The sequence below is a fragment of the Clostridium acidisoli DSM 12555 genome (genome assembly GCF_900176305.1).
Taxonomy (GTDB): Bacteria; Bacillota; Clostridia; order Clostridiales; family Clostridiaceae; genus Clostridium_I; species Clostridium_I acidisoli.
The window spans coordinates 1-21,841 of sequence record NZ_FWXH01000015.1 but is presented as its reverse complement, the minus strand read 5'-3'; the positions used below and the strand labels follow the sequence as shown (position 1 = coordinate 21,841).

At 30.7% G+C, this 21,841-nt stretch carries 19 protein-coding genes; 17 read left to right on the top strand and 2 right to left on the bottom strand.

Annotation, left to right across the window (positions count from 1 at the left end; genetic code table 11):
• Nucleotides 1-11 precede the first annotated feature (11 nt).
• From B8978_RS14650 to B8978_RS14580, 15 genes are all read left to right on the top strand, one after another.
• Nucleotides 12-1,142 (top strand): GerAB/ArcD/ProY family transporter, encoded by a 1,131-nt coding sequence (locus B8978_RS14650; protein WP_084116835.1) that lies wholly within the window; start codon nt 12-14, stop codon nt 1,140-1,142.
• Nucleotides 1,143-1,456: 314 nt separating this feature from the next.
• A complete protein-coding gene (locus B8978_RS14645; RefSeq protein ID WP_084116833.1) occupies nt 1,457-2,914 on the top strand; it encodes a tagaturonate reductase in 1,458 nt (485 codons plus the stop codon).
• A gap of 19 nt (nt 2,915-2,933) precedes the next feature.
• Nucleotides 2,934-3,893 (top strand): AraC family transcriptional regulator, encoded by a 960-nt coding sequence (locus B8978_RS14640; protein WP_084116831.1) that lies wholly within the window; start codon nt 2,934-2,936, stop codon nt 3,891-3,893.
• A 135-nt stretch (nt 3,894-4,028) separates the two neighbouring features.
• The gene (gene rhaB / locus B8978_RS14635) at nt 4,029-5,450 is read left to right on the top strand and encodes a rhamnulokinase (protein WP_084116829.1); all 1,422 of its coding nucleotides are present in this window, start codon (nt 4,029-4,031) and stop codon (nt 5,448-5,450) included.
• Nucleotides 5,447-6,703, top strand: coding sequence for an L-rhamnose isomerase (gene rhaA, locus B8978_RS14630; RefSeq protein ID WP_084116827.1), 1,257 nt, complete (start codon nt 5,447-5,449; stop codon nt 6,701-6,703). Before rhaB ends, rhaA begins: the two co-directional genes overlap by 4 nt.
• Nucleotides 6,704-6,711: 8 nt before the next feature.
• Complete coding sequence (gene rhaD / locus B8978_RS14625) at nt 6,712-7,536, top strand: rhamnulose-1-phosphate aldolase (protein ID WP_084116825.1); 825 nt, start codon at nt 6,712-6,714, stop codon at nt 7,534-7,536.
• A 19-nt stretch (nt 7,537-7,555) separates the two neighbouring features.
• Complete coding sequence (gene fucO / locus B8978_RS14620) at nt 7,556-8,716, top strand: lactaldehyde reductase (RefSeq protein ID WP_084116824.1); 1,161 nt, start codon at nt 7,556-7,558, stop codon at nt 8,714-8,716.
• Between the two features lie 30 nt (nt 8,717-8,746).
• A complete protein-coding gene (gene rhaM / locus B8978_RS14615; RefSeq protein ID WP_084116823.1) occupies nt 8,747-9,064 on the top strand; it encodes an L-rhamnose mutarotase in 318 nt (105 codons plus the stop codon).
• A 41-nt stretch (nt 9,065-9,105) separates the two neighbouring features.
• Nucleotides 9,106-10,371 (top strand): MFS transporter, encoded by a 1,266-nt coding sequence (locus B8978_RS14610; protein WP_084116821.1) that lies wholly within the window; start codon nt 9,106-9,108, stop codon nt 10,369-10,371.
• A gap of 227 nt (nt 10,372-10,598) precedes the next feature.
• Complete coding sequence (locus B8978_RS14605; protein WP_207651894.1) at nt 10,599-11,564, top strand: metal ABC transporter solute-binding protein, Zn/Mn family; 966 nt, start codon at nt 10,599-10,601, stop codon at nt 11,562-11,564.
• Nucleotides 11,561-12,409: a metal ABC transporter ATP-binding protein gene (locus B8978_RS14600; RefSeq protein ID WP_242950572.1), complete on the top strand. Its 849-nt coding sequence runs from the start codon at nt 11,561-11,563 to the stop codon at nt 12,407-12,409. Before B8978_RS14605 ends, B8978_RS14600 begins: the two co-directional genes overlap by 4 nt.
• Entirely contained in the window at nt 12,406-13,305 is a 900-nt protein-coding gene (locus B8978_RS14595) for a metal ABC transporter permease (protein ID WP_084116819.1), read from the top strand. Before B8978_RS14600 ends, B8978_RS14595 begins: the two co-directional genes overlap by 4 nt.
• A complete protein-coding gene (locus B8978_RS14590) occupies nt 13,298-14,098 on the top strand; it encodes a metal ABC transporter permease (protein ID WP_084116817.1) in 801 nt (266 codons plus the stop codon). The genes B8978_RS14595 and B8978_RS14590 overlap by 8 nt, the downstream gene beginning before the upstream one ends.
• 103 nt (nt 14,099-14,201) lie before the next feature.
• Complete coding sequence (locus B8978_RS14585) at nt 14,202-15,371, top strand: permease (RefSeq protein WP_084116815.1); 1,170 nt, start codon at nt 14,202-14,204, stop codon at nt 15,369-15,371.
• 14 nt (nt 15,372-15,385) lie between these two features.
• Complete coding sequence (locus B8978_RS14580) at nt 15,386-16,153, top strand: TIGR03943 family putative permease subunit (protein ID WP_084116813.1); 768 nt, start codon at nt 15,386-15,388, stop codon at nt 16,151-16,153.
• Between the two features lie 18 nt (nt 16,154-16,171).
• Here B8978_RS14580 and B8978_RS14575 read toward each other — a convergent pair whose 3' ends face one another.
• On the bottom strand, nt 16,172-17,788 hold the full coding sequence (locus B8978_RS14575; protein ID WP_176212712.1) for a histidine kinase N-terminal 7TM domain-containing diguanylate cyclase: 1,617 nt from the start codon (nt 17,786-17,788) through the stop codon (nt 16,172-16,174).
• A 220-nt stretch (nt 17,789-18,008) separates the two neighbouring features.
• On the opposite strand from B8978_RS14575, the gene B8978_RS14570 reads away from it, so the two are divergent.
• Together B8978_RS14570 and B8978_RS14565 are read left to right on the top strand one after the other, a co-directional pair.
• Nucleotides 18,009-18,572, top strand: a complete 564-nt coding sequence (locus B8978_RS14570) for a phosphatase PAP2 family protein (RefSeq protein ID WP_084116809.1) — start codon at nt 18,009-18,011, stop codon at nt 18,570-18,572.
• 533 nt (nt 18,573-19,105) lie between these two features.
• Nucleotides 19,106-20,497, top strand: a complete 1,392-nt coding sequence (locus B8978_RS14565; protein ID WP_176212711.1) for an MFS transporter — start codon at nt 19,106-19,108, stop codon at nt 20,495-20,497.
• Here the strand turns inward: B8978_RS14565 and B8978_RS14560 are convergent.
• Nucleotides 20,494-21,309, bottom strand: a complete 816-nt coding sequence (locus B8978_RS14560; RefSeq protein WP_084116807.1) for a sulfite exporter TauE/SafE family protein — start codon at nt 21,307-21,309, stop codon at nt 20,494-20,496. The genes B8978_RS14565 and B8978_RS14560 overlap by 4 nt on opposite strands.
• Nucleotides 21,310-21,841 lie beyond the last annotated feature (532 nt).

Here is a 21,841-nt window from a genome sequence, read left to right as displayed (position 1 = left end):
AGGTATCTTATATGGTGAAGATAAGCAAACATCAATTGTTTTGTCTACTATTGTTATTTCAATTTGGAAGTTCTTCTCTTTTTGTTTTAGGAATAGAAGCAAAGCAAAATGCTTGGATTTCTATTATATTAGCTACCGTTGGTGGAGCTTTATTGATATTAATATATACGGAACTTCAAAAATTATTTCCTGAAAATAACTTTGTTGAAATAATTATAAAATTATTAGGAAAGTGGATAGGAACACCATTGGTAATAATATATGGACTGCTATTCATTTATAAGAGCAGTATTATATTAAATGAATTTGGTAATGTTATAGGAATGTCATATTTGCCCAGAACTCCAACATTTTTTATTTTAGTTCTTTCCATTATATTAATAATATACATCAATATAATGGGATTAGAGGTGATTGGAAGATCAAGTGAATTATTGTTACCAATATTTTTATTGTTTTTTATTGGAACATATATATTAACCATTATTAATGGAAGAGTAGATTTAAAAGAATTATTTCCAATCTTAGAAGACGGTATAAAACCTGTATTTTATGCAGGTTATCCTAGAATACTAAACTTTCCATATGGAGAGGAGCTAGTTTTTCTTATGTATTGGAATAATGTAAATTCACAAAAAGATGTTCGTAAAACTTCTTTGATAGCTGTGGCCGTATTTGGAATACTTACAAGTGCTACATCAATAATAACTATTTCTGTGTTAGGTCCGGAGTATTTAGCCCATGTTACTGTACCTTTTTTAACTATTGTTAAGTTAATTAATATAGCTAATGTTTTAAGTAATTTAGATGCAATTGCTACGACAATTATTTTTATAGGTGGTCTATATAAAATCATTATATTCTTATATGGTGGAGTATTGGTGTTTAGTACATTATTTAAAGTAAAAGATAATAAGCTTGTAATTTTTATTTTGAACATAAGTGTTTTGTGGATTTCTTACTCATGTATACCAAGCTATCAATTTAATTTGTGGTTAGGGCAAAATATACATCCGTTATATATTAATATGGTGCTACAAGATATTAATCCAATTCTGCTGTTATGCATAGCATATGTTAAAAATGCAAGAGAGAAAATGAACCGGAATTATATTATGTGTAAGGATGGTAAAAATGGTTAGCTTAGAGAAAATTAAAAAATTATTATATGAAGCGGGCTTAATTCCTGATATATTAGTGGTAAGCGGATGGTTATATGCATTTATTTTGTTTGCTTTTTTAGCTGTTAATATGCTTTTATATATGTTGGAATTTTTTAAAAATAGAAAAAATCATTAGATAGATATATAACTATAAAATAAAAATATATTCATAAAAATTGTTAACGTTTGCAAATCTCTATTGAACTTTTGTTTTATAGTAGTTATAATATAAACATAATTATAAATTGTTAACGTGTGCATTAAAATAAAAACACAAATTAGGAGGAATATTCATGAGATTGAATAAGGAAACGTATAAGGAATATAAAAAATATCCTGAGAGGATTTTGCAATTTGGAGAGGGTAACTTTTTAAGAGGGTTTGTGGATTGGCAGATAGACAAAATGAATAAAGAAGCAGGTTTCAATTCAGGAATAGTTGTAATTCAGCCGAGAGAAACGGGTAGAGTACTTCCTAAATTAAAAGAGCAAGATGGTTTATTTACAGTATGTTTACAAGGAATTAAAGAAGGTAAAGCAATCAAAGAACATTCAGTAGTTAATTGTATAAGTAAGTGCATAAATCCATATGTAGAATATGATGAATATTTAAGTGTTGCTAAAAATCCTGAATTAAGGTTTGTGACCTCAAATACAACAGAAGCAGGAATTATATTTGATGAAAACGATATATGCAGTGATGTATGTCCAAAGAGCTATCCTGGAAAGCTTGCGGCTTTGTTATATGAAAGATTTAAATTTTTTAAAGGACAAGAAAATAAAGGTCTCGTAATTATTCCATGTGAACTTATTGATAGAAATGGAGAAAAACTTAAAGATATAATTAAAAAATACGCTGAGTTATGGAAGCTGGAAAAGGAATTTGTCTGTTGGATAGAAGAGGAAAACACATTTTGTAATACACTCGTAGATAGAATTGTTCCGGGATACCCAGATGACAATATTGAGGAAATAACAAAAGAAATTGGATATGAAGATAAAATGGTAGTTATAGGTGAACAATTTTATTTATGGGTAATTGAGGGCCCAAGCTGGCTTGCAGATGAATTTCCTTCAGAAAAAGCTGGTTTAAACGTTAAATTAGTTAATGATGTCACTCCATATAGGACAAGAAAGGTAAGAATATTAAATGGAGCACATTCTGCTTTAGTTCCAGTTGCATATTTATATGGACTAAACACCGTGGGGGAAGCTGTGAACCATGAAGTTATAGGTGAGTTTATAAAAAGTATTATATATGATGAAATTATTCCATCGTTAGAAAATCCAGATATTCCACAGGAGGAGTTAGTATATTTTGCAGATGCAGTAATTGAAAGATTTAGAAATCCATTTATACATCATCATTTAATGAGCATTGCATTAAACTCGATGGCAAAATTTCAAACTAGAGACTTGCCATCGTTATTAAAATATATAGAAATCAAAGGAAAGTTGCCTAAAAAGTTAGTATTTTCATTTGCTGCTTTAATACAATTTTATAAAGGTAAAAGGGGAGATGAACAAATAAAGCTTTCAGATGATCAGTATGTCTTAGAATTTTATAGAAAGTTATGGCAAAATTGTGATGGTAGTGAAGATGCTATAAGAAATTTAGTTAGGGAGATACTTGGCTGCGAAGAAATTTGGAAAATGAATCTAAATAAAATCAATGGGTTAACAGATGCTGTAATTAAAAATTTAGTTAATATTGAAACATTAGGAATAAAGGAGGCATTAAAGATGCTATAATAAAAATGGTGATGATAGCATGGAGCAAGAGATTCATAATAAACTCATGGCATTAACAGAAGAGGAAAAAGAGATTTTAAATGGCAATGCAGAAATAAATAAAAGCTTGTATACAGATAATAGAAAATTTGTTATAGATATCGATAAATTGCTTCCTAAAGGAGAATTAATTGATATTAGAAAACATACAAGGTTTATCGATTTTCCAAAACACAATCATAATTATATTGAGATAAGCTATGTATATCAAGGTGAATTAAATCAAATAATAGACAACAGGAAAATAAAACTCCAAAAAGGTGAAATAGTCTTCTTGAATCAATGTATAACTCATGAAATAAAAGCTTCTAATAAGGAAGATATAATTATTAACTTTATAATTAGACCGGAATTTTTTGACTATGTATTGACTCTTTTAGAAGATGATAATGTAATAAGCAAATTTCTTATTACAACGCTTTATACCAATTATAACGAAGGTGAATACCTTTATTTCAAAGTGGCACAAAAGGAAAATATTCAAGACCTACTTGAGAAAATAATAATTGAATTGTATAATCCTTCAATAATGAATAAAGCTGCAATAAAATTATTGGTAGGTCTTTTATTAGTTGAGCTAATTAGGAATTCGCAAAACATAGAAATTTACTCATCAAATAATTATGAGAAAATGCTAATAATTAATACTTTTAAGTATATTGAAGAAAGCTATAAAAAAGCAACCTTAAACGAAATTTCAGGAAGATTAAAGCAACCTCATTATAAATTGAGTAGATTAATTAAAAGGTATACTGGGATGACTTTTAAAGAATTATTACAGGAAAAAAGGCTAAATAAGGCAGTGGAACTTATTGGCATAAGCAATTACTCTATTAATGAAATTATTGAGCTTGTTGGATATGAGAATCCAACATATTTTTATAAGATATTTGAAAAAAAATACGGTACTACTCCAAGAAGATATATATATAAAAATTAACTTTCTAGTTTTTAGAAAGTTAATTTTTTTTGCACATAAGGATAAAAGAAATAGTATTTTTAGATATTAAAATCAGGCTTAATATGAAATATAATTTCAGTATAAGTAAACGATAACACGCAGGAGGAACAACAGATGGAGTATTGTTTAGCTGTCGATATAGGAGCATCAAGTGGAAGGCATATACTAGGATATAAAGAAGCTGGAAAACTAAAAATAGAAGAAATATACAGGTTTCAAAACTCAATAAATAAAATTGGAAATGAGTATTGTTGGGACGTTAACGGTTTATTTAGTGAAGTCAAAAATGGTATAAAGAAGTGCAAAGAAATTGGTAAAATACCAAAGAGTATAGGAATTGACACTTGGGGAGTAGATTTTGTTTTAATGGATGAGGAGGACAATATTTTAGGAAATACAGTAGCGTATAGGGATGACAGGACAGAAGGTATTATGGAAGAAGCTTTTAAAAAAATTCCTAAGGATATGCTTTATCTATATACTGGAATTCAATTTCAAAGATTTAATACATTATATCAACTGCTATCCATAAAAAATAAAAATAAGGATATTTTAGATAAGGCTAAAACTTTTTTGATGATACCAGATTATTTAAATTTTTTACTTACAGGACAAAAAGTAAACGAATACACAAATGCATCAACAACTCAACTTCTTAACTCCTTTGATAAAACTTGGGATGAGAACATACTAAATAAGTTTGGTATAAACAAAGATATGTTTCAAGATATAAAATTACCTAAGATAAAATTGGGTTCATTAAAGAAAGAACTTACAGAGGAATTTGGATTTGATATGGAGGTGATACTAACAGCAACGCATGATACGGGTTCTGCATTTATAGCATCTATATGTAATGATAATGACAGCGTGTACTTAAGCTCTGGAACTTGGTCTTTAATTGGAGTCGAAAACAGATTTCCAATATGTGTTCCACAAGCTATGGACTATAATTTTACAAATGAAGGGGGAATAGATTTTAGATATAGATTTTTAAAAAATATTATGGGACTTTGGATAATACAAGAAGTTAAAAGAAATTTAAAGGATAAATATTCATTTAGTGAATTAGTGGATTTAGCAGCAACAGCTATGGATTTTGAATCAATTATAGATGTGGATGATGACAGATTTCTAAAGCCTGAAAATATGATACAAGAAATAAAGGAATTTTGTATAGAAAGCAATCAAAAAGTTCCGCAAGAAGTTGGAGAGATAGCAATTTGTGTATTTAATAGTTTGGCACATAGTTATAAAAAGGCTATAGGAGATCTTGAAGAAATATTTGAAAAGAAATTTAATACAATTAATATTTTTGGTGGTGGCTGTCAAAATAATCTTTTAAACCAAATAGTGTCAAACATTACTAATAAGGAGGTTTTAGCTGGCCCATCAGAGGCAACTGCAATAGGAAACATAGTGGCACAGCTAATAAGCGTAAAAGCTTTTAGAGATTTAAGTGAAGCAAGGCAAGTTATTAGAAAGTCTTTTGATATTAAAAAATTCAGACCAAATAAAGAGGGGGTAAAAAAATGAACATAAAAGAAAAATATGAGGTGGCAAAAAAAGAATATGAGAAATGGGGAGTAGATGTAGATAAAGTATTAGAAAATCTTAAAAAAGTTAAGATATCAATTCACTGTTGGCAGGGTGATGACGTAGCTGGCTTTGAAGTAGATAAAAAGGAGTTATCAGGAGGTATAGCAGCTACAGGTAATTATCCAGGAAAGGCAAGAAATCCAGAAGAATTAAGAAAAGATTTAGACAAAGCACTTAGCCTAATTCCAGGAAAGCATAAAATAAATCTTCATGCTATATATGCTGAAACCAATGGAGAAGTTGTAGAAAGAGATGAGATAAAACCAGAATACTTTAAAAATTGGGTTCAGTGGGCAAAAGAAAGAGGATTAGGACTTGATTTTAACCCTACAATATTTTCACATGAAAAAGCTAAGGATGGTTTAACTCTTTCACATCCTGACAAAGAAATTAGAGATTTTTGGATAAGACATAGTATTGCTTCAAGAAAAATAGGAGAATATTTTGGAAAAGAATTAGGGCAGCCATGTCTCACAAACTTGTGGATACCAGATGGGTATAAAGACATTCCAAGTGACAGGTTCACGCCGAGAAAACGTCTTAAAGAATCTTTAGAAGAAATATATAAAGTAAAGACAGATGAAAAATATAATCTAGATAGTGTGGAATCTAAGGTGTTCGGTATAGGAGCAGAGTCTTACACTGTGGGATCAAGTGAATTTTATTTAAATTTTGCGTCTAGGAATGGTGTGATTCCTCTAATGGACACAGGGCATTATCATCCAACAGAAGTTGTTTCAGATAAAATTTCAGCCATGCTTTTATTCTTTGATAAGATAGCATTACACGTAAGTAGGCCAGTACGATGGGATAGTGATCATGTTATAGTTTTGGATGAGGAACTTAAAGAGGTGGCTAAAGAGATAGTTAGAAATGATGCAGTAGACAGAGTAGTAATAGGCCTTGATTTCTTTGATGCAAGTATTAATAGAATAGCAGCATGGACAATTGGAACAAGGAATATGATAAAGGCTTTATTATCAGCGATGCTTACACCAAATGATAAACTTAAAAAACTTCAAGAAGAAGGAAACTTTACAGAAAGATTAGCATTAATGGAAGAATTCAAAACTTATCCTATGGGAGATATATGGAATTATTATTGTGAAATTAACAATGTACCAGCTAAAGAAAAATGGATAGATGAAGTTAAACAATACGAAAATAAAGAATTATCAAAGAGAAAGTAGGAGATAGAATGGAATTATTACAAATGAAATTTATGAGGGAATACACAAAAATAACTAAGGATGCCGCTCTTAAAGGATGGCATGAACGTAACGGTGGAAATATAAGTTATAGATTAAAGGAAGAAGAGGCAGTGGCAATAAGAGATTTTGTTAATGAGGAATCAGAATATACAGCAATAGGAGTTACAGTTGAAAACCTAGCTAGTGAATATTTTTTATTAACAGGAAGTGGAAAATTTATAAGAAATGTGGCTCTTAGTCAAGAGGAAAATGTTGGCATAATCAAGATAGATGAGAAGGGTGAAAATTATAAAATTGTTTGGGGACTAATAAATGGAGCAAAACCTACAAGTGAATTAGCATCACATCTTATGAGTCATTCTGTGAAAAAGCGTAAAACTAATGACAAATATAGAGTTATAATGCATTCACATACAACAAATCTTATAGCTTTAACTTTTGTACTTCCACTTGATGGAAAGGTTTTCACTAGGGAATTATGGGAAATGGCAACAGAATGTCCAGTAGTATTTCCAGATGGAATTGGAGTAGTTCCTTGGATGGTTCCAGGGGGAGCAGAGATTGGCAAAGAAACTAGTAATTTAATGGAAGAACATGACGTTGTAATTTGGGCTCATCATGGTACTTTCTGCTCAGGAGAAACAATGGATTTAACTTTTGGATTAATGGATACTGTGGAAAAATCAGCTGAAATTCTTGTTAAAGTTTTAGCTATGGGTGGAAAAAAACAAACTATAACAGCAGACAACTTTAGGGATCTTGCAGAAGGTTTCAATGTTATCCTACCAGAGAAGTTTTTATATGAAAAATAAATAATAGGGAGTGTTATAAATGATAAATCGTATAGTACTTAATGAAATGTCATATTTTGGGCAAGGGGCCATTAGTGTTATTTCAGAAGAAGCAAAAAATAGACAATTAAAAAAAGCTTTTGTAGTTACAGACAAAGACTTAATTAAATTTAATGTTGCTCAAAAGGTAACAAAAACATTAGAAGATGCAAAAATACCTTTTGAAATTTATGATAATGTACAACCAAACCCTACAACAGAAAATGTTTTGACAGGAGTTAAAGCTTATGCAGCTTCAGGAGCAGATTTTATTTTAGCAATTGGAGGTGGATCTTCAATGGACACTGCAAAAGCAATAGGTATTATAACAAATAACCCTGAATTTTCAGATGTTGTATCTCTTGAAGGGGTAGCTTCAACTAAAAATAAGTCTGTGCCTATAATAGCAGTTCCAACAACAGCCGGTACAGCAGCAGAAGTTACAATAAACTATGTGATTACAGATGAAAAAGCTGTAAAGAAAATGGTATGTGTAGATCCTAAAGACATTCCAATACTTGCAGTAATTGATCCTGAAATGATGTCTTCTATGCCAAAAGGACTTACAGCAGCAACAGGCATGGATGCGCTTACACATGCTATTGAAGGATATATTACAAAAGGAGCATGGGTACTTACAGATACTTTTGAATTAAAGGCAATAGAGATTATTGCCAAAAATTTAGAAAAGGCAGTATTTGAGCCTACTAATATTGAAGCAAGAGAAAACATGGGTGTAGGTCAGTATATGGCAGGTATGGGCTTTTCGAATGTTGGACTCGGCATAGTTCATTCCATGGCACATTCCTTAGGAGCTGTTTATGACACTCCTCATGGAGTTGCAAATGCACTACTTCTTCCATATGTAATGGAATATAATGCGCCTGCAACGGGAGAGAAATACAAAGAAGTTGCACGTAACATGGGAGTTTTAAATGTTGATAATATGACTGCTTGTGAATACAGAAAAGCGGCAATTGATGCTGTAGTAACTTTATCTAAAAAAATAGGAATTCCTCAAAAATTAATTGAAATAGGAGCAAAGGAAGAGGACTTATCAAAGCTTTCTAAACTGGCATTTAATGATGTATGTACTGGAGGAAACCCAAGGGATACTTCAGAAGAAGAAATACTTCAAATTTATAAGATAGCATTTAAATAATATATAAATTCAGAATAAGAGGTGTTTAAAGTGATTCGTAAAGCTTCAATTATGAAAGTTTATGAAGATTGTTATGATGAATATAAGAAACGTCATGACGATATTTGGCCTGAAATGGAAAAGATGCTTACTAAATACGGTGCATGTAATTATTCTATATTTTTAGATAAAAGAAATGGAAATCTATTTTCTTATATGGAAATAGAAGATGAAGAACTATGGGAAAAAAGTGCTAAGACAGAGATATGCAAAAAATGGTGGGATTATATGAAAGATTTAATGGAAACTAATGAAGATAATAGTCCAGTATCTATTGCTTTAGATGAGATATTTCATCTAAAGTCTTAGAAAATAAACAATATAAATTTTTATTAATGGGGGGTTTAATCATGGAAGCTTCAGAAAAAAGAAAACATTGGAGATGGACAGTATCGGCAGCATTAGCTAATTACTTAGATTCAGGGTCTATCGTATCAGGTGCAAGTGCATTAACGCTTTGGACAGCTCAGTTTCATTTGAGTAATACTACTGTTGGATTGCTTGGGGCATTAAGTTCTAATGCAATATCTGCCGGGATAGGTGCACTTATAGGAGGAAGAATTTGCGACAAATTTGGAAGAAAAAAGATATATGCTTATGACCTTTTAGTATATATAATAGGTATGCTTATATTAATTTGCTCTGTTACACCTTGGATGCTTTTCGTAGGATATATTATTGCAGGACTTGCAGTTGGAGCAGATATACCAGCATCATGGACACTAATTGCAGAACAGGCACCAACAGAGTCAAGAGGAAAACACGGTGGATTTGCACAAGCCCTTTGGTCACTTGGACCAGTTTGTACTTTAGCTTTATCCTTTTTATTAACTCCACTTGGAATATGGGGAGCTAGATTAGTCTTTTTACATCTTATAATAATAGCATTTATAACATGGTTAATGCGTCATGATATGACAGAATCAAAAACTTGGGAAGAAGAAAAAGATAAATTAAAGAATTCTATTGAAAGTGAAAAAATTAAAGTATCTAGCCTATTTAAAGGAGCAAATTTAAAAGCACTCATTTTTCTTGTAGTTATGTATGGGGTGTGGAATTTAGTTGCTGGTACAGGAGGATTTTTCCTACCATATATTCTTCAAAAATTTGGATCGCAATCGCAAGGTACTAGTGTAGCATTACAATGTCTAGAATTTGCTATATCGGTGTTGACAACAATAGTTATATTCATGAGATTTAGTGATAATGGATTAGGAAGGAAATGGGTATTCTTTATTGGAGCTCTTGTAAACGTTATATCAATGGCATTATTTGCATTCTGTAAATTGAATTTTGTTATTTCTTTATCATATGTTCTATTATGGGGAATAGGTCAAGGCATGGCACAACAACCTTTTTTCCAATTGTGGTCTAGTGAACTTTTCCCTACAAGATTTAGAGCTACGGCACAAGGCATTATGTTTTCAATTGTTCGTATATCATTAGGTTTATGGAGCTTTTTCGTACCAATTTTAGCGAATTTAGGATTTCAGGGCTTAGCTTTTACAATGACAATTTTCTTACTAATAAGTATGATTGTTGGAGTAGTATTCGCACCTAAAACTTCAGGAAAAAGTCTTAAGGAAATTGAAATTGAAAGAAATTTAAATATATAATTAAACCTAAAGAAACAAGTAATTTTAGAAATTCATAAATTACTTGTTTCTTTTTGTTGTGTAATTTTTACATACATTAATAGTGAAAGAAGGATGAAATTAAAGTATAGTATATTGAGTTTACTATGGGAAAAAATGTAACATGATTATTGACAAATGTTAAAATAAGATATAGAATTTATGTAAATGCAAACAACTTGCATTTACATAAATTTAGGGGTGATAACATGAAGTCAATCAATTTAATTAAAAAGTCAAAAGTTCATAATGGAAAAGTGATTGTGATTCTTACGGTATTAATGTTGTTTTCAGCATCATTGATAGGTTGTAGCACAAATACTTCTTCAAAATCAGTTACGGATAAAAGTATGGTTCAAGCAGTTGGAGCAGAAAATGAGTATGCTGATGTTATAAGTCAAATTGGAGGAAAATATGTATCAGTTACAGCTGTTATGAGTAATCCTAGTACTGATCCTCATTCATACGAAGCAAATACGAAAGATGAAACTCAAATAAGCAAGGCTACACTAATTGTTCAAAATGGACTTGGATATGATGACTTTATGGATAAACTTGAAGGCAGTTCTAAAAATTCAGGTAGAACTGTAATAAATGTTGCAAAAGCTTTAGGGTATTCAGACAATACACAAAATCCACATCTATGGTATAAACCTGATACTATGGAAAGAGTAGCAAAACTTGTTGCTAAAAATTTAGAGAGCCAGCTACCAGCTAACAAGAAATACTTTGAAGATAGACTAACTAAGTTTAATGATTCTCTAAAAACTTGGAAGGATGACATGAATGAAATTCAAAAAACATATGCAAAAGCTGGAGTTGCAGTAACTGAACCAGTAGCAAATTATTTGCTAGAAGCTTCAGGTCTAAATGTGGAAACTCCATGGGGCTTTCAGGCTTCTGTAATGAATGGTACGGATCCTTCACCACAGAATGTTAAAACTCAAGAGGATCTATTAAAAGAAAAAAAAGTTAAAGTATTTGTATACAATCAACAAGCTATAGATGATGTTACTACTAATTTATTAAAGATTGCTAAAAGCAATAATATTCCTATAGTTGGTGTATATGAAACGATGCCTCCTAAACATACATACCAAACATGGATGGAGGATGAAACTAAAAATATATTAAAAGCCTTAAAAGATAAAATTTCAACGGAGACAATGTCATGATGAAATCTGTGAAAGTAATTAATAAATCTCCAATTTTAAAACTTGATAATATATGTGTAAATTTCCATGAAAAGCAGGTTCTTAAAGATGTCAATGTTGAAGTTAATTCTGGTGAATTTATTGGACTTATAGGTTCAAATGGAGCAGGAAAATCAACACTCCTTAAGGTGATTTTAGGAATATTATCCCAAACCAAGGGAAGTGTTAGTTTTTCAGAAGAAACAGGTAAAAAAACCAAACGACAGATAGGTTATGTTCCGCAAAAAATATTTTTAGATCCCAATATTCCACTAAGGGGACGTGATTTAGTTGCACTCGGATTAGATGGTCATCGCTTTGGAATTCCACTCCCCAGTAAAAAGCGAAAAAAACGTGTTGATGAAATGTTGGAAGCTGTTGATGCTCTTGCTTATGCAGATTCGCCTATTGGAAAACTGTCAGGTGGAGAACAACAGAGACTACTTATCGCTCAAGCATTGCTTACAGAACCGAAAATTTTACTTTTAGATGAACCCTTATCAAATCTTGATATTAAAAGTGCTTATGAAGTAACAAAATTGGTTTCTAAAATAGGCAAGGAAAAAGGTGTGGCAGTAATTCTAGTTGCACATGACATGAATCCACTTTTAGGTGTAATGGATAAAGTTTTATATCTTGCAGATGGTAAGGCAGTTATGGGTAAGGTTTCAGAGGTCTTTCGTAATGATGTATTAAGCAATTTGTATGGATATCCGGTTGAAGTGCTTCATGTAAATGGCAGAATTATGGTAGTTGGTGGAAATGATTCAAGCTTGAATCTTGATGCCAACGTCAATTATTGTGTAGAGTCGGGGGAAATTACATGAAACAAATAATAGGATTTTTCTTTGCAACGGGTTTTTTTGAAAGTCCAGAAGTTATAAATGCTTTAATACTAGGTAGTATTGTTGCAGCCATATCTGGAGTGATTGGAGTATTTGTAATTATTAGAGGTCAATCATTTGCAGGTCATGCTATATCTGATTTTGGAGGTGCGGGTGCGGCAATGGCATTTTTAGCTGGAATAGGAACTTTGTGGGGATTTTTAGGATTTGGAATATTTGCAGCTATCGGAGTAGAGTTTTTAGGAAATAAGGCGCGTGAAAAAGACTTATCAACTGGAATTATATTATCAATTGCGCTTGGGATAGAATCTTTATTTTTATACCTTGATGCTCATTTTACAGGAAAAGCAAGTGCATCTATGCTTATTTTATTTGGATCAATTTTTGTTGTAAGTCGTACCACGGTTTTAGTTATAGCTTTGCTTACCATTGCCACAACAATTGTTATATGCATATTGTATAGGCCTCTATTATTGAGTTCAATTGATTCAGAATTAGCAAGCACTAGAGGCGTTCCAGTACGTTTCATTAGTATTGTTTTTATAATTTTGTTGTCATTTGTCGTGGAAGAAGGATCACTTATTACAGGTTCCCTTTTAAGTACTGCATTATTAATTGGACCAGCAGCCGCTGCTGTGCAAATTACACGTAAGATGAGCTCAGCAATGTTGTTATCCGCAAGTTTAGGAGTTATAGCTATGCTAATTGGAATTGTTCTTGCATATGACAGCTTTCAATGGGCACCTGTTGGAAGAGGATGGACAGTTAGCTTCTTTGTTTCAGTTATCATTTTATTATTCTACCTTTTAGCAAGGATAAAAGGTAGAATTTCGGATGCTAAAATGACAAAAAACAAGGGAGTGTTGAGCGATGATTAATTTAGAAGTATTTACAGATACCTTTATGGTTCATGCATGGATTAGTGGAACTATAGTAGCCATTCTTTGCACATTTGTTAGTTATTTTGTTGTTGTTCGTCGGGCATCCTTTGCAGCACATGCACTACCACAAGTTGGTTTTGCTGGTGGGGCTGGAGCAGTATTTTTCAATATTAATCCTATATATGGATTATCTTTGTTTTCTATTATAGGGGCATTACTAATTGGATATCTTAGTGATGAAGAAGGTAACGATGTGGTTACTGCGCTTATTCTAGTTGCAACCCTGGGTGTAGGTGCACTATTTTTAGGGCTAAGCGATAAATATGCAGCAGGAGCTTATTCACTTTTATTTGGTCAAATTGTTGGTGTAAGTACAGAACAAGTTATAGATACAGCTGTTTTAGGCGGATTATGTGTATTTTTAATAATTTTTTTGTATAGACCATTGCTTTTGGCATCTATTTCTAAGGAGATAGCTAAATCACGAGGGATACCAGTTAGATTTTTAGAAATGTGTTTTATGGTAGTACTTGGATTGGCTTCTGCAATTACGGTGCCAATAGTAGGTGCATTACTATGTTTTAGTTTGCTAATTGCACCTATGGCAGCAAGTACTTATCTAACAAGTAATCCAAGAAAAGTGCTATTATTAGCCATGCTATTTTCACTTATTACTATATGGAGTTCACTGATTTTAGCTTATTTTTCCGGGCTACCAATTGGTTTCTTGGTATCAATTATAGGAGCAGTGTTTTATATGTGTTCAAGGATTATAAACTTTATACGTTAAAAGATAAATAAGAGTAATATCTCACCTCATTAATAAATATATATAACGTGAAGAATAGAATAATTTTACGTGACTGCATTAATTTAGAATGAGGTGAGAAAACTTGTTAGAGAGAAGAAGAGAAATTAGAGGGACTAGCCCAGTTATACTAATAATACTATTTCCATTAGTACTTTTGCTATTATTAATTATATTTTCACTTAAAAGTCAATTAAGCTTAAAACTCCAAAATACAATGCTTCAAAGTTTTACTACTATATTTCTAAGTATAATTTTAGAAGCAATACCATTTATAATAATTGGAGTGTTCATATCTTCCTTAATTCAAGTATTCATATCTGAAGAAACCATAGCAAAGATAATCCCTAAAAATAAATTTATTGGAATTTTCATTGCTGGCATTGTAGGAATAGTTTTTCCAGTATGTGATTGTGCCATTGTTCCTATAGTAAGACGACTTCTTAAAAAAGGAGTACCTCTTTATATAGGTGTTACATTTATGCTTTCAGTTCCAATAATAAATCCTGTAGTTTTAGTATCAACTTATTATGCTTTTCAAAGTAACTCTCATATGGTTTTACTAAGAGGTGGCATCGGAGCTCTTAGTGCCATGTTAATTGGATTTATAATCAGTAAGCTAGAAACCCAAGATAATCATAAAACTCATAGAAGTTCTTCTGAACATAACTTGTGTAATCGCTGGATATATACATTAAATGGAGCAAGCAGCAAATCAAAGCTACATACATATTCAAATTATCATGAGCATGATCATGCTGGACACCATCATCATGATGATGAAGAACATTGTTCCTGTGGGCATGAACATAAACACAAAGCAGGAGAAAAAGTAACACTTACAAAAGTAGTTTGGGAAATACTTGAACATACAAGTTTAGAGCTACAAGATGTAGGGAAATTTGTAATAGCAGGAGCATTTCTTTCATCTATAATGCAAGTTGCACTTCCAAGAAAATATATGCTTTCTATAGGAAATAATAGTATAAATTCTATTTTAGTAATGATAGGACTAGCATTCTTACTTTCAGTATGTTCAGAAACAGATGCTTTTATTGCAAGAACCTTTGTAGGTCAATTTACAAGTGGATCAATAATAGCATTTTTAATATTTGGACCTATGATTGATATAAAAAACACACTTATGCTTACCCAAGCTTTTAAACCTAAATTTATTATTAAATTAATAATGCTTATATTCACGGTATGTTTCTCTATAGGAATAATTATAAATTTGATAGGTGTTAGACTATAGGAGGTGATTTTAGTTTGGCAAGAGTAAATATAAAGGAATTAAAATGGTTCATAATACTTATAGGTTTTACTTACTGGCTGTATTACCTTATTACGACAAAAAAACTATACTTGTTTATTCATCCAAGAATGACTGTATATATGTATTTTTCACTATTTATATTTATAATACTATCACTGCTACAAGTAAAAAAGATATTCAAATTCAAAGAAAATGAAGGAAAAGCAGTATCCACGATATTTTTGCTACCCTTAATATTAGTATATATAGTAAACCCTCAAGGAATTAATGGAGAAATAGCCTCGCAAAAAGGATATTTTACTGAAGGATATTCGGTTTCTGCTACATCAACATCAACTGAAGGTGATAGTAGAAGCTTAATAAAACCAAATGATCAAAACTATTCTGATGTGGTTAATGACATAATGTATAATGCAAATAAATATAAAGGTAAAAAAATTACTATTAGTGGTTTTGTTTACAAGGATGGAACTTTTCCAAAAGATACTTTTATAGTTGGAAGAATGCTTATAATATGCTGCGCAGCAGATGCTGAATTAACTGGACTTGCTGTTAAGATGGACAATTCTACTCTGCAAAGTGATCAGTGGGTGGAAGTTACTGGAGTTATAAATGTTATCCCTAACTTTGACAAGGAAGACACAGATAATAAAGTTATACCAGTAATTAATGTTACCAATGTAAAAAAAGTTGCTAAACCAAGTAACCCATATATATATCTAAAAGGACAGAATGGAGGAACACCAGCACCAGCAGTGTAAACTTTTGATTAACTAAGCTTATTTTTCAACTCTGTTCCTACCATTTTTCTTAGCTTTATAAAGCAGATTGTCAGCCCTATTTATTAATAAGGTAGAAGTTTCCTTAAGATCATATTGGCAGACCCCTATGCTTACCGTTATATTAAGGTCATCTATTTCAAATTTTAGTTGTCCAATACTAACACGAATATCGTTGGCAATTTCATAAGCTTTATCTAAATCTAGATTAGGAAGTAATATTATAAATTCTTCTCCTCCATATCTACCAGAAATTCCAATCTTATCAACCTTGGAATTTATAAGATTGCCAAGTGTTACTAATACCTTATCACCTATTTGGTGACCGAAATTATCATTTACAACTTTAAAAAAGTCAATGTCAAGCATCATTAAAGATAAAGCTCCCTTTGATCTGTTGGCTTTTATTAGTTCCAATTTTAGCAATTCATTTATATGCTGATGATTGTATAAATTTGTAAGGCCATCTCTGCATGCTTTTTCTTTTAAAATCGTATTAGTTTCTAACAATTTGTTATTTATATGTTCTATTTTTTCATTACTCTTCTTTAACTTTTCAGATGTTAGATTGTGTTTTTTTATTTCATTTTGTAAATTCTCAACAATTCTCATATCATGACCAACAATTAAAATTGAAAGCAATTCCTTTGTAATTGAATCAATCAAAGGAGTTACAGAAATACTAAAAGGAATGGATTCTCCATAACTAGAAAAAATGGTGATTTTATTAAATCTAATGGTGTTTTTTAGGTTATCAATATCAACTAATAAGTTTTCTATGGACTTTTCTTTTATAATATCTAAAATAGAGGTATTAGTTAGAACATTTGAATCATAACCTAGAATATCTTTAATTTTCTTGTTTACATTTGTAATATTTCCATCTGTATCAACAATGAAAGTCAGGTCCATAATTTCGGTTAGGAGCTCTTCAGTTATAAGGGAAGAGGGAACGCGTAAAAATTGATACCTTTTTATTGCATAACACACTCCTAATACCATCACAAGAGCACAAAATTGCCCAGAATCATGGACTGTATGGATGCCAAATGCAGGTAAAATAGTTTGAACACTAAGATTTAAAAGAAATGAAATAACGCTACTTATAAAGATAAGTCTAGCTTGTTTTTTTTCTTTTAACTTTAAAGATTTTTTACCCCAAAAATATATTAAGATTATACTTAACAATAAATAAATAAAATTATACGAAAAATCTAAGATTGATATTATAGATGGAAAGAATCCAGAAGCAGTAACACTAGGATCAATGAAAAATATATTTATAAACATAGTTACAAATGCAGGTAAAACCACTAAAAACTTTACAAAAAAATAATTTAAAAATTTATTTTTGGTTAAATTTAAAACTAAATATAAAGTAATAGAAGCAAAGCTGCACCAGCCCACGGAAGAAAGTTTGTACCAAAAAGATATATCAAAACTAGATTCAGCTAAATATTCAAAGGAAAAAGCAAAGGACCATATAGATAATAATATGTTTAGAAGAAAGAATAATTTACATATTTTGGATTTTGAATTTAATTTATATGTATATAGGCCAACTTGTAAATATAAAATACAAGTTATTAATGAAAAGACATATAAAATTTTTGACATAATAAGCACCTCAGTAACATTTTTTTTCATATAGTTACAAGTATTGCTTATTATTATAACATATACGTGTAATATTTTGAATAAAGGTGTAACATATTTAAGCTGTTAAGTAAAAAAATTAGATTTGGTAGAATTATAATAATATGATAATATGATTTTATGAATTTCTAATAATTCACTTTTATTTTAGTTAGATGACATTTATAGATTGGAGCATAAGATGTTAATAGAAAAGTTTGATAATACTATATTATTGTTTATAAAGAATAATATGCATTTTTACTTGTTGGACAAGCTAATGATTTTTTTTACCATGTTAGGTAATGACGGGCGTTTGTGGATTGTAATTGGACTTGTACTGCTTGTAACTAAGAAGTATAGGAAAGAAGGATTATTACTTCTAATTTCCATATGTATAGGTGCCATTTTAGGAGAAGGTATAATTAAGCATTTAGTTTGCAGAAATAGACCATTTACACATTATCCAGGAATAAAGCTTTTAATTAGTAAACCTAAAGGATATTCATTTCCTTCTGGACACACTACTGCAGCGTTTACCTCAGCTTATGTGCTGTCTAAAAGTTTTAGAAAATATACTGTAGTTTTTTTTAGTATAGCCATAGCCATAGCCTTCTCTAGATTGTATCTTTATGTGCACTATCCAACAGATGTGATTGGTGGAGTAGTTTTAGGTATAATTAGCGCGAAAATTGGAATCTACATTTTTAATAAAGTTAATATAAAAAAATTGCGAAGTGAGGTTAAAGATTTTTATCATAGCTAAAGCCGTCAAAGGTGAGAGAAGTTACTGACGTAACAGGTAGTTGATGTGTCTTAGTATTTAAAGATAACCCTAATATATATTCTAACCGTAGGTTTTTGGTTTTAGGCGTAGCCTATGGTGTTTATATGATAGTTTATTATGCTAATAATACCTAGTAGGTTAAAAACCATAGACCTTCGGTCAAAAAATGAAGGACAATATATTTTAGATTATAGATTTAAGTTCAAAGATTTTTCGCAGCATAGAGGAGAAAAATCATACTAAACCTTTTGCTGAAAGCAAATTATCTCACCATTAACGGCATTACCGTTAATTCTTCCATCTTGCCGCCAAGACTTTCTTTCACCTTTTTACTCACGCAGTAGAGTAAAAAGCTTTAACCAACTTACTTCGCAATTTCTAACTATTTATGTAATAAAAAATAACATCGTAATAATTTAAATATCTAGTTACAATAGAATAATATATTAATTTTTGTGATTTTGGTTAAAGTAATAAGGAGTAACTATAAAATTAGGAGTGGGTAGAAAAATATGAATAAAAACAAGGCTAGAATTATATACACTATATTTGTTTTTGTGGCTTTAGCAGCTTTTGACAATATTATAATTGGATTATTTCCACCACTTTTTTCTTCTATTGCAAAAGACTTAAAAATTCCAGTATCATCATTAGGTATTGTATCAGCTGTTAATATATTAATTACTGCATTATCATCTATTGTTTGGGGATATGCGGCAGGAAGATACAAAAGAAAAAAACTTATTATGTATGGAACAATTATTTGGTCAATATCAGTATTTATTACGTCTAAAAGCACTAATTATCCACAACTTTTTATGTCTCAATTTTTCACAGGAATTGGATTAGGGTGTATAGCATCTATTGGCTTCAGCGTACTTACAGATTATATTCCATATAAATATCGTGGAATGCTTTTGAGTCTTTGGGGAATGTCACAAGGATTTGGTGGTATATTTGGATCATTAATGGCTTCTATTATTGGTGCATCATCAAATTGGAGAGTGCCTTTTGAAATCGTAAGTTTAGTAGGACTTATGCTTACCTTTTTATATATCTTTATAAAGGAACCGAGCTTAGGAGAATCAGAACCAGAATTAAGAAAGCTAATTGATGAAGGAAATGGATACAATTATAATATAAAATTCCATGAACTTAGTGAAATAATATTTAAAAGGAGCAATTTGTTATTGCTTATTCAAGGCCTTTTTATGAACATAACAACAGGTAGCCTTATATGGCTTCCAACACTGTATATTGCAAAGATTAAAAATCAAGGATATGATAATAAAACTGCCATTATTGCAGCAGGATATCTTTTTGCAATATTACAATTAGGAGGACTTAGTTCTGCCTTTTTTGGGCATCTTGGAGATATCCTTCAAAAAAGAAGTTATAAGGGAAGGGCATTAGTAACTTCTTTTTTAGTATTTATAACAATGCCACTTTATGTAATAATGTTTTCAATCCCAATGAATAAACTTTCACTTAATACTAGTAACACTTATTCAATACTTATAAGTTTATTAAGACAGATATTTATAAATCCGTGGATATTATCAATATTTGTTTTATCATTTTTAGCAAGTGCAACACAGTCTGCTAATACACCTAATTTTCTTGCCTTAATCACAGATGTAAATCTCCCAGAACACAGAGGAGCTGCTTTTAGTATATCTAATGTGTTCAATAGTTTAGGCAGAACTATTGGTAATGTTGGAATAGGTTATCTACTTACCTTTGTGTCCATATATAAAGGAGAACCAAATAACTACATAATAACCCTTATTGTATTTCAATTATTTTTAGTGCCATCAGCCTTTTGTTATCTTAAAATGGCAAAAACAAATTTAAAAGATATAAATAAGGTAAAACAAATTTTGTATGAAAGATCCAAAAGTTAAAAAGCCATTAAAAAGATTCTAACACCGGCGATTATAAGGGCTAGGGCAAGACTTTTAATTATGATATTACCCTTTAGTTTATTAGAAAGTTTAGCACCAATAGGAGCTCCCAAAATAGCACCTATAGACAATGCAGCAACTTTAATAAAGCTAGAAGAAAGGACACCATTAATCAAATGAACCATGGTTCCAGAAAAAGACATTATTACTAAGATAAAGTGTGAAGTAGCGGTTGCAATATGAACTGGAAAATTCAAAAAATTTACAAGGGCTGGTACATGAATTATTCCACCGCCGATTCCTAAAAAGCTAGACAAAAATCCAACAACAATACTTATTAGTACACCTATAATAGGGTTATATGAAAATTCATATTTTATTCCATCAGAATCAACAACACTTCGATATAAATATCTTTTCTTTTTTTCTCCACTAAAGGATTTGCTAGTGGTTTTTCTTACTATTAGAAATATACCTATTAGAATCATTATGAAACCAAATATTCCGTTAAATAAGTTCCTTGGCATATATCCAGTAGCTAGGGAACCAAATATTGATCCTGGAATTGTTGCAATGGCAAAAATTATACCAGATTTGTAATCAATTCTTTTAAGTCTTGAATATGAGATGGTACCAGCAAGTGAATTAAAAAATACTACAGCAAGAGATATACTGGTTATGGTATCAGCATTTTCATGTGGATACAGTAGCAACAAAATAGGCACAAGAATAAATCCTCCACCGGCACCTATTAAGGTACCAAAACCTCCAACAAGAAAACCTATAGGGACTAAAAATAAAAAGTTTAACATTAAAATCATCTCACAATACTAAAATTTACGTAATTAGCAGTATCCAAATAGTACATAAAATATTCTTACAATGCTAATATATTAATTATAATAACCAAAATGGATAAAAGTCAATAATATATACCTTTATGTCATGTTAATTATATTAAACATATATACTTTAATTTATTTTGAAGTAAAGATAAGCTGCTTAATAATTGATTTAAAGCATAATAGTAAGAAATTGCGAAGTACGGGTGAAGGGTTTTCCGTTGGAAAAAGCTATGGATAATTTTTCTACGCTATGCTGCGAAAAATCTTTGAACTTAAACTTTATAATCTAAAATATTTTGTTCATCATTTTTGGGCCGAAGGTCGTGGTGTTCAATCTACAGTTATTATTAGCATATTAAACTATCATATTAACACAAAAGGCTACGCCTAAAAATAAAACCTACGGTTAAAATACACATTATTGTTGTCTCTAAATATTAAGACACATAAATTCATTATTTTTCCGACCTAAGGAGGAAAAATTTCCTTAGCCTTTATG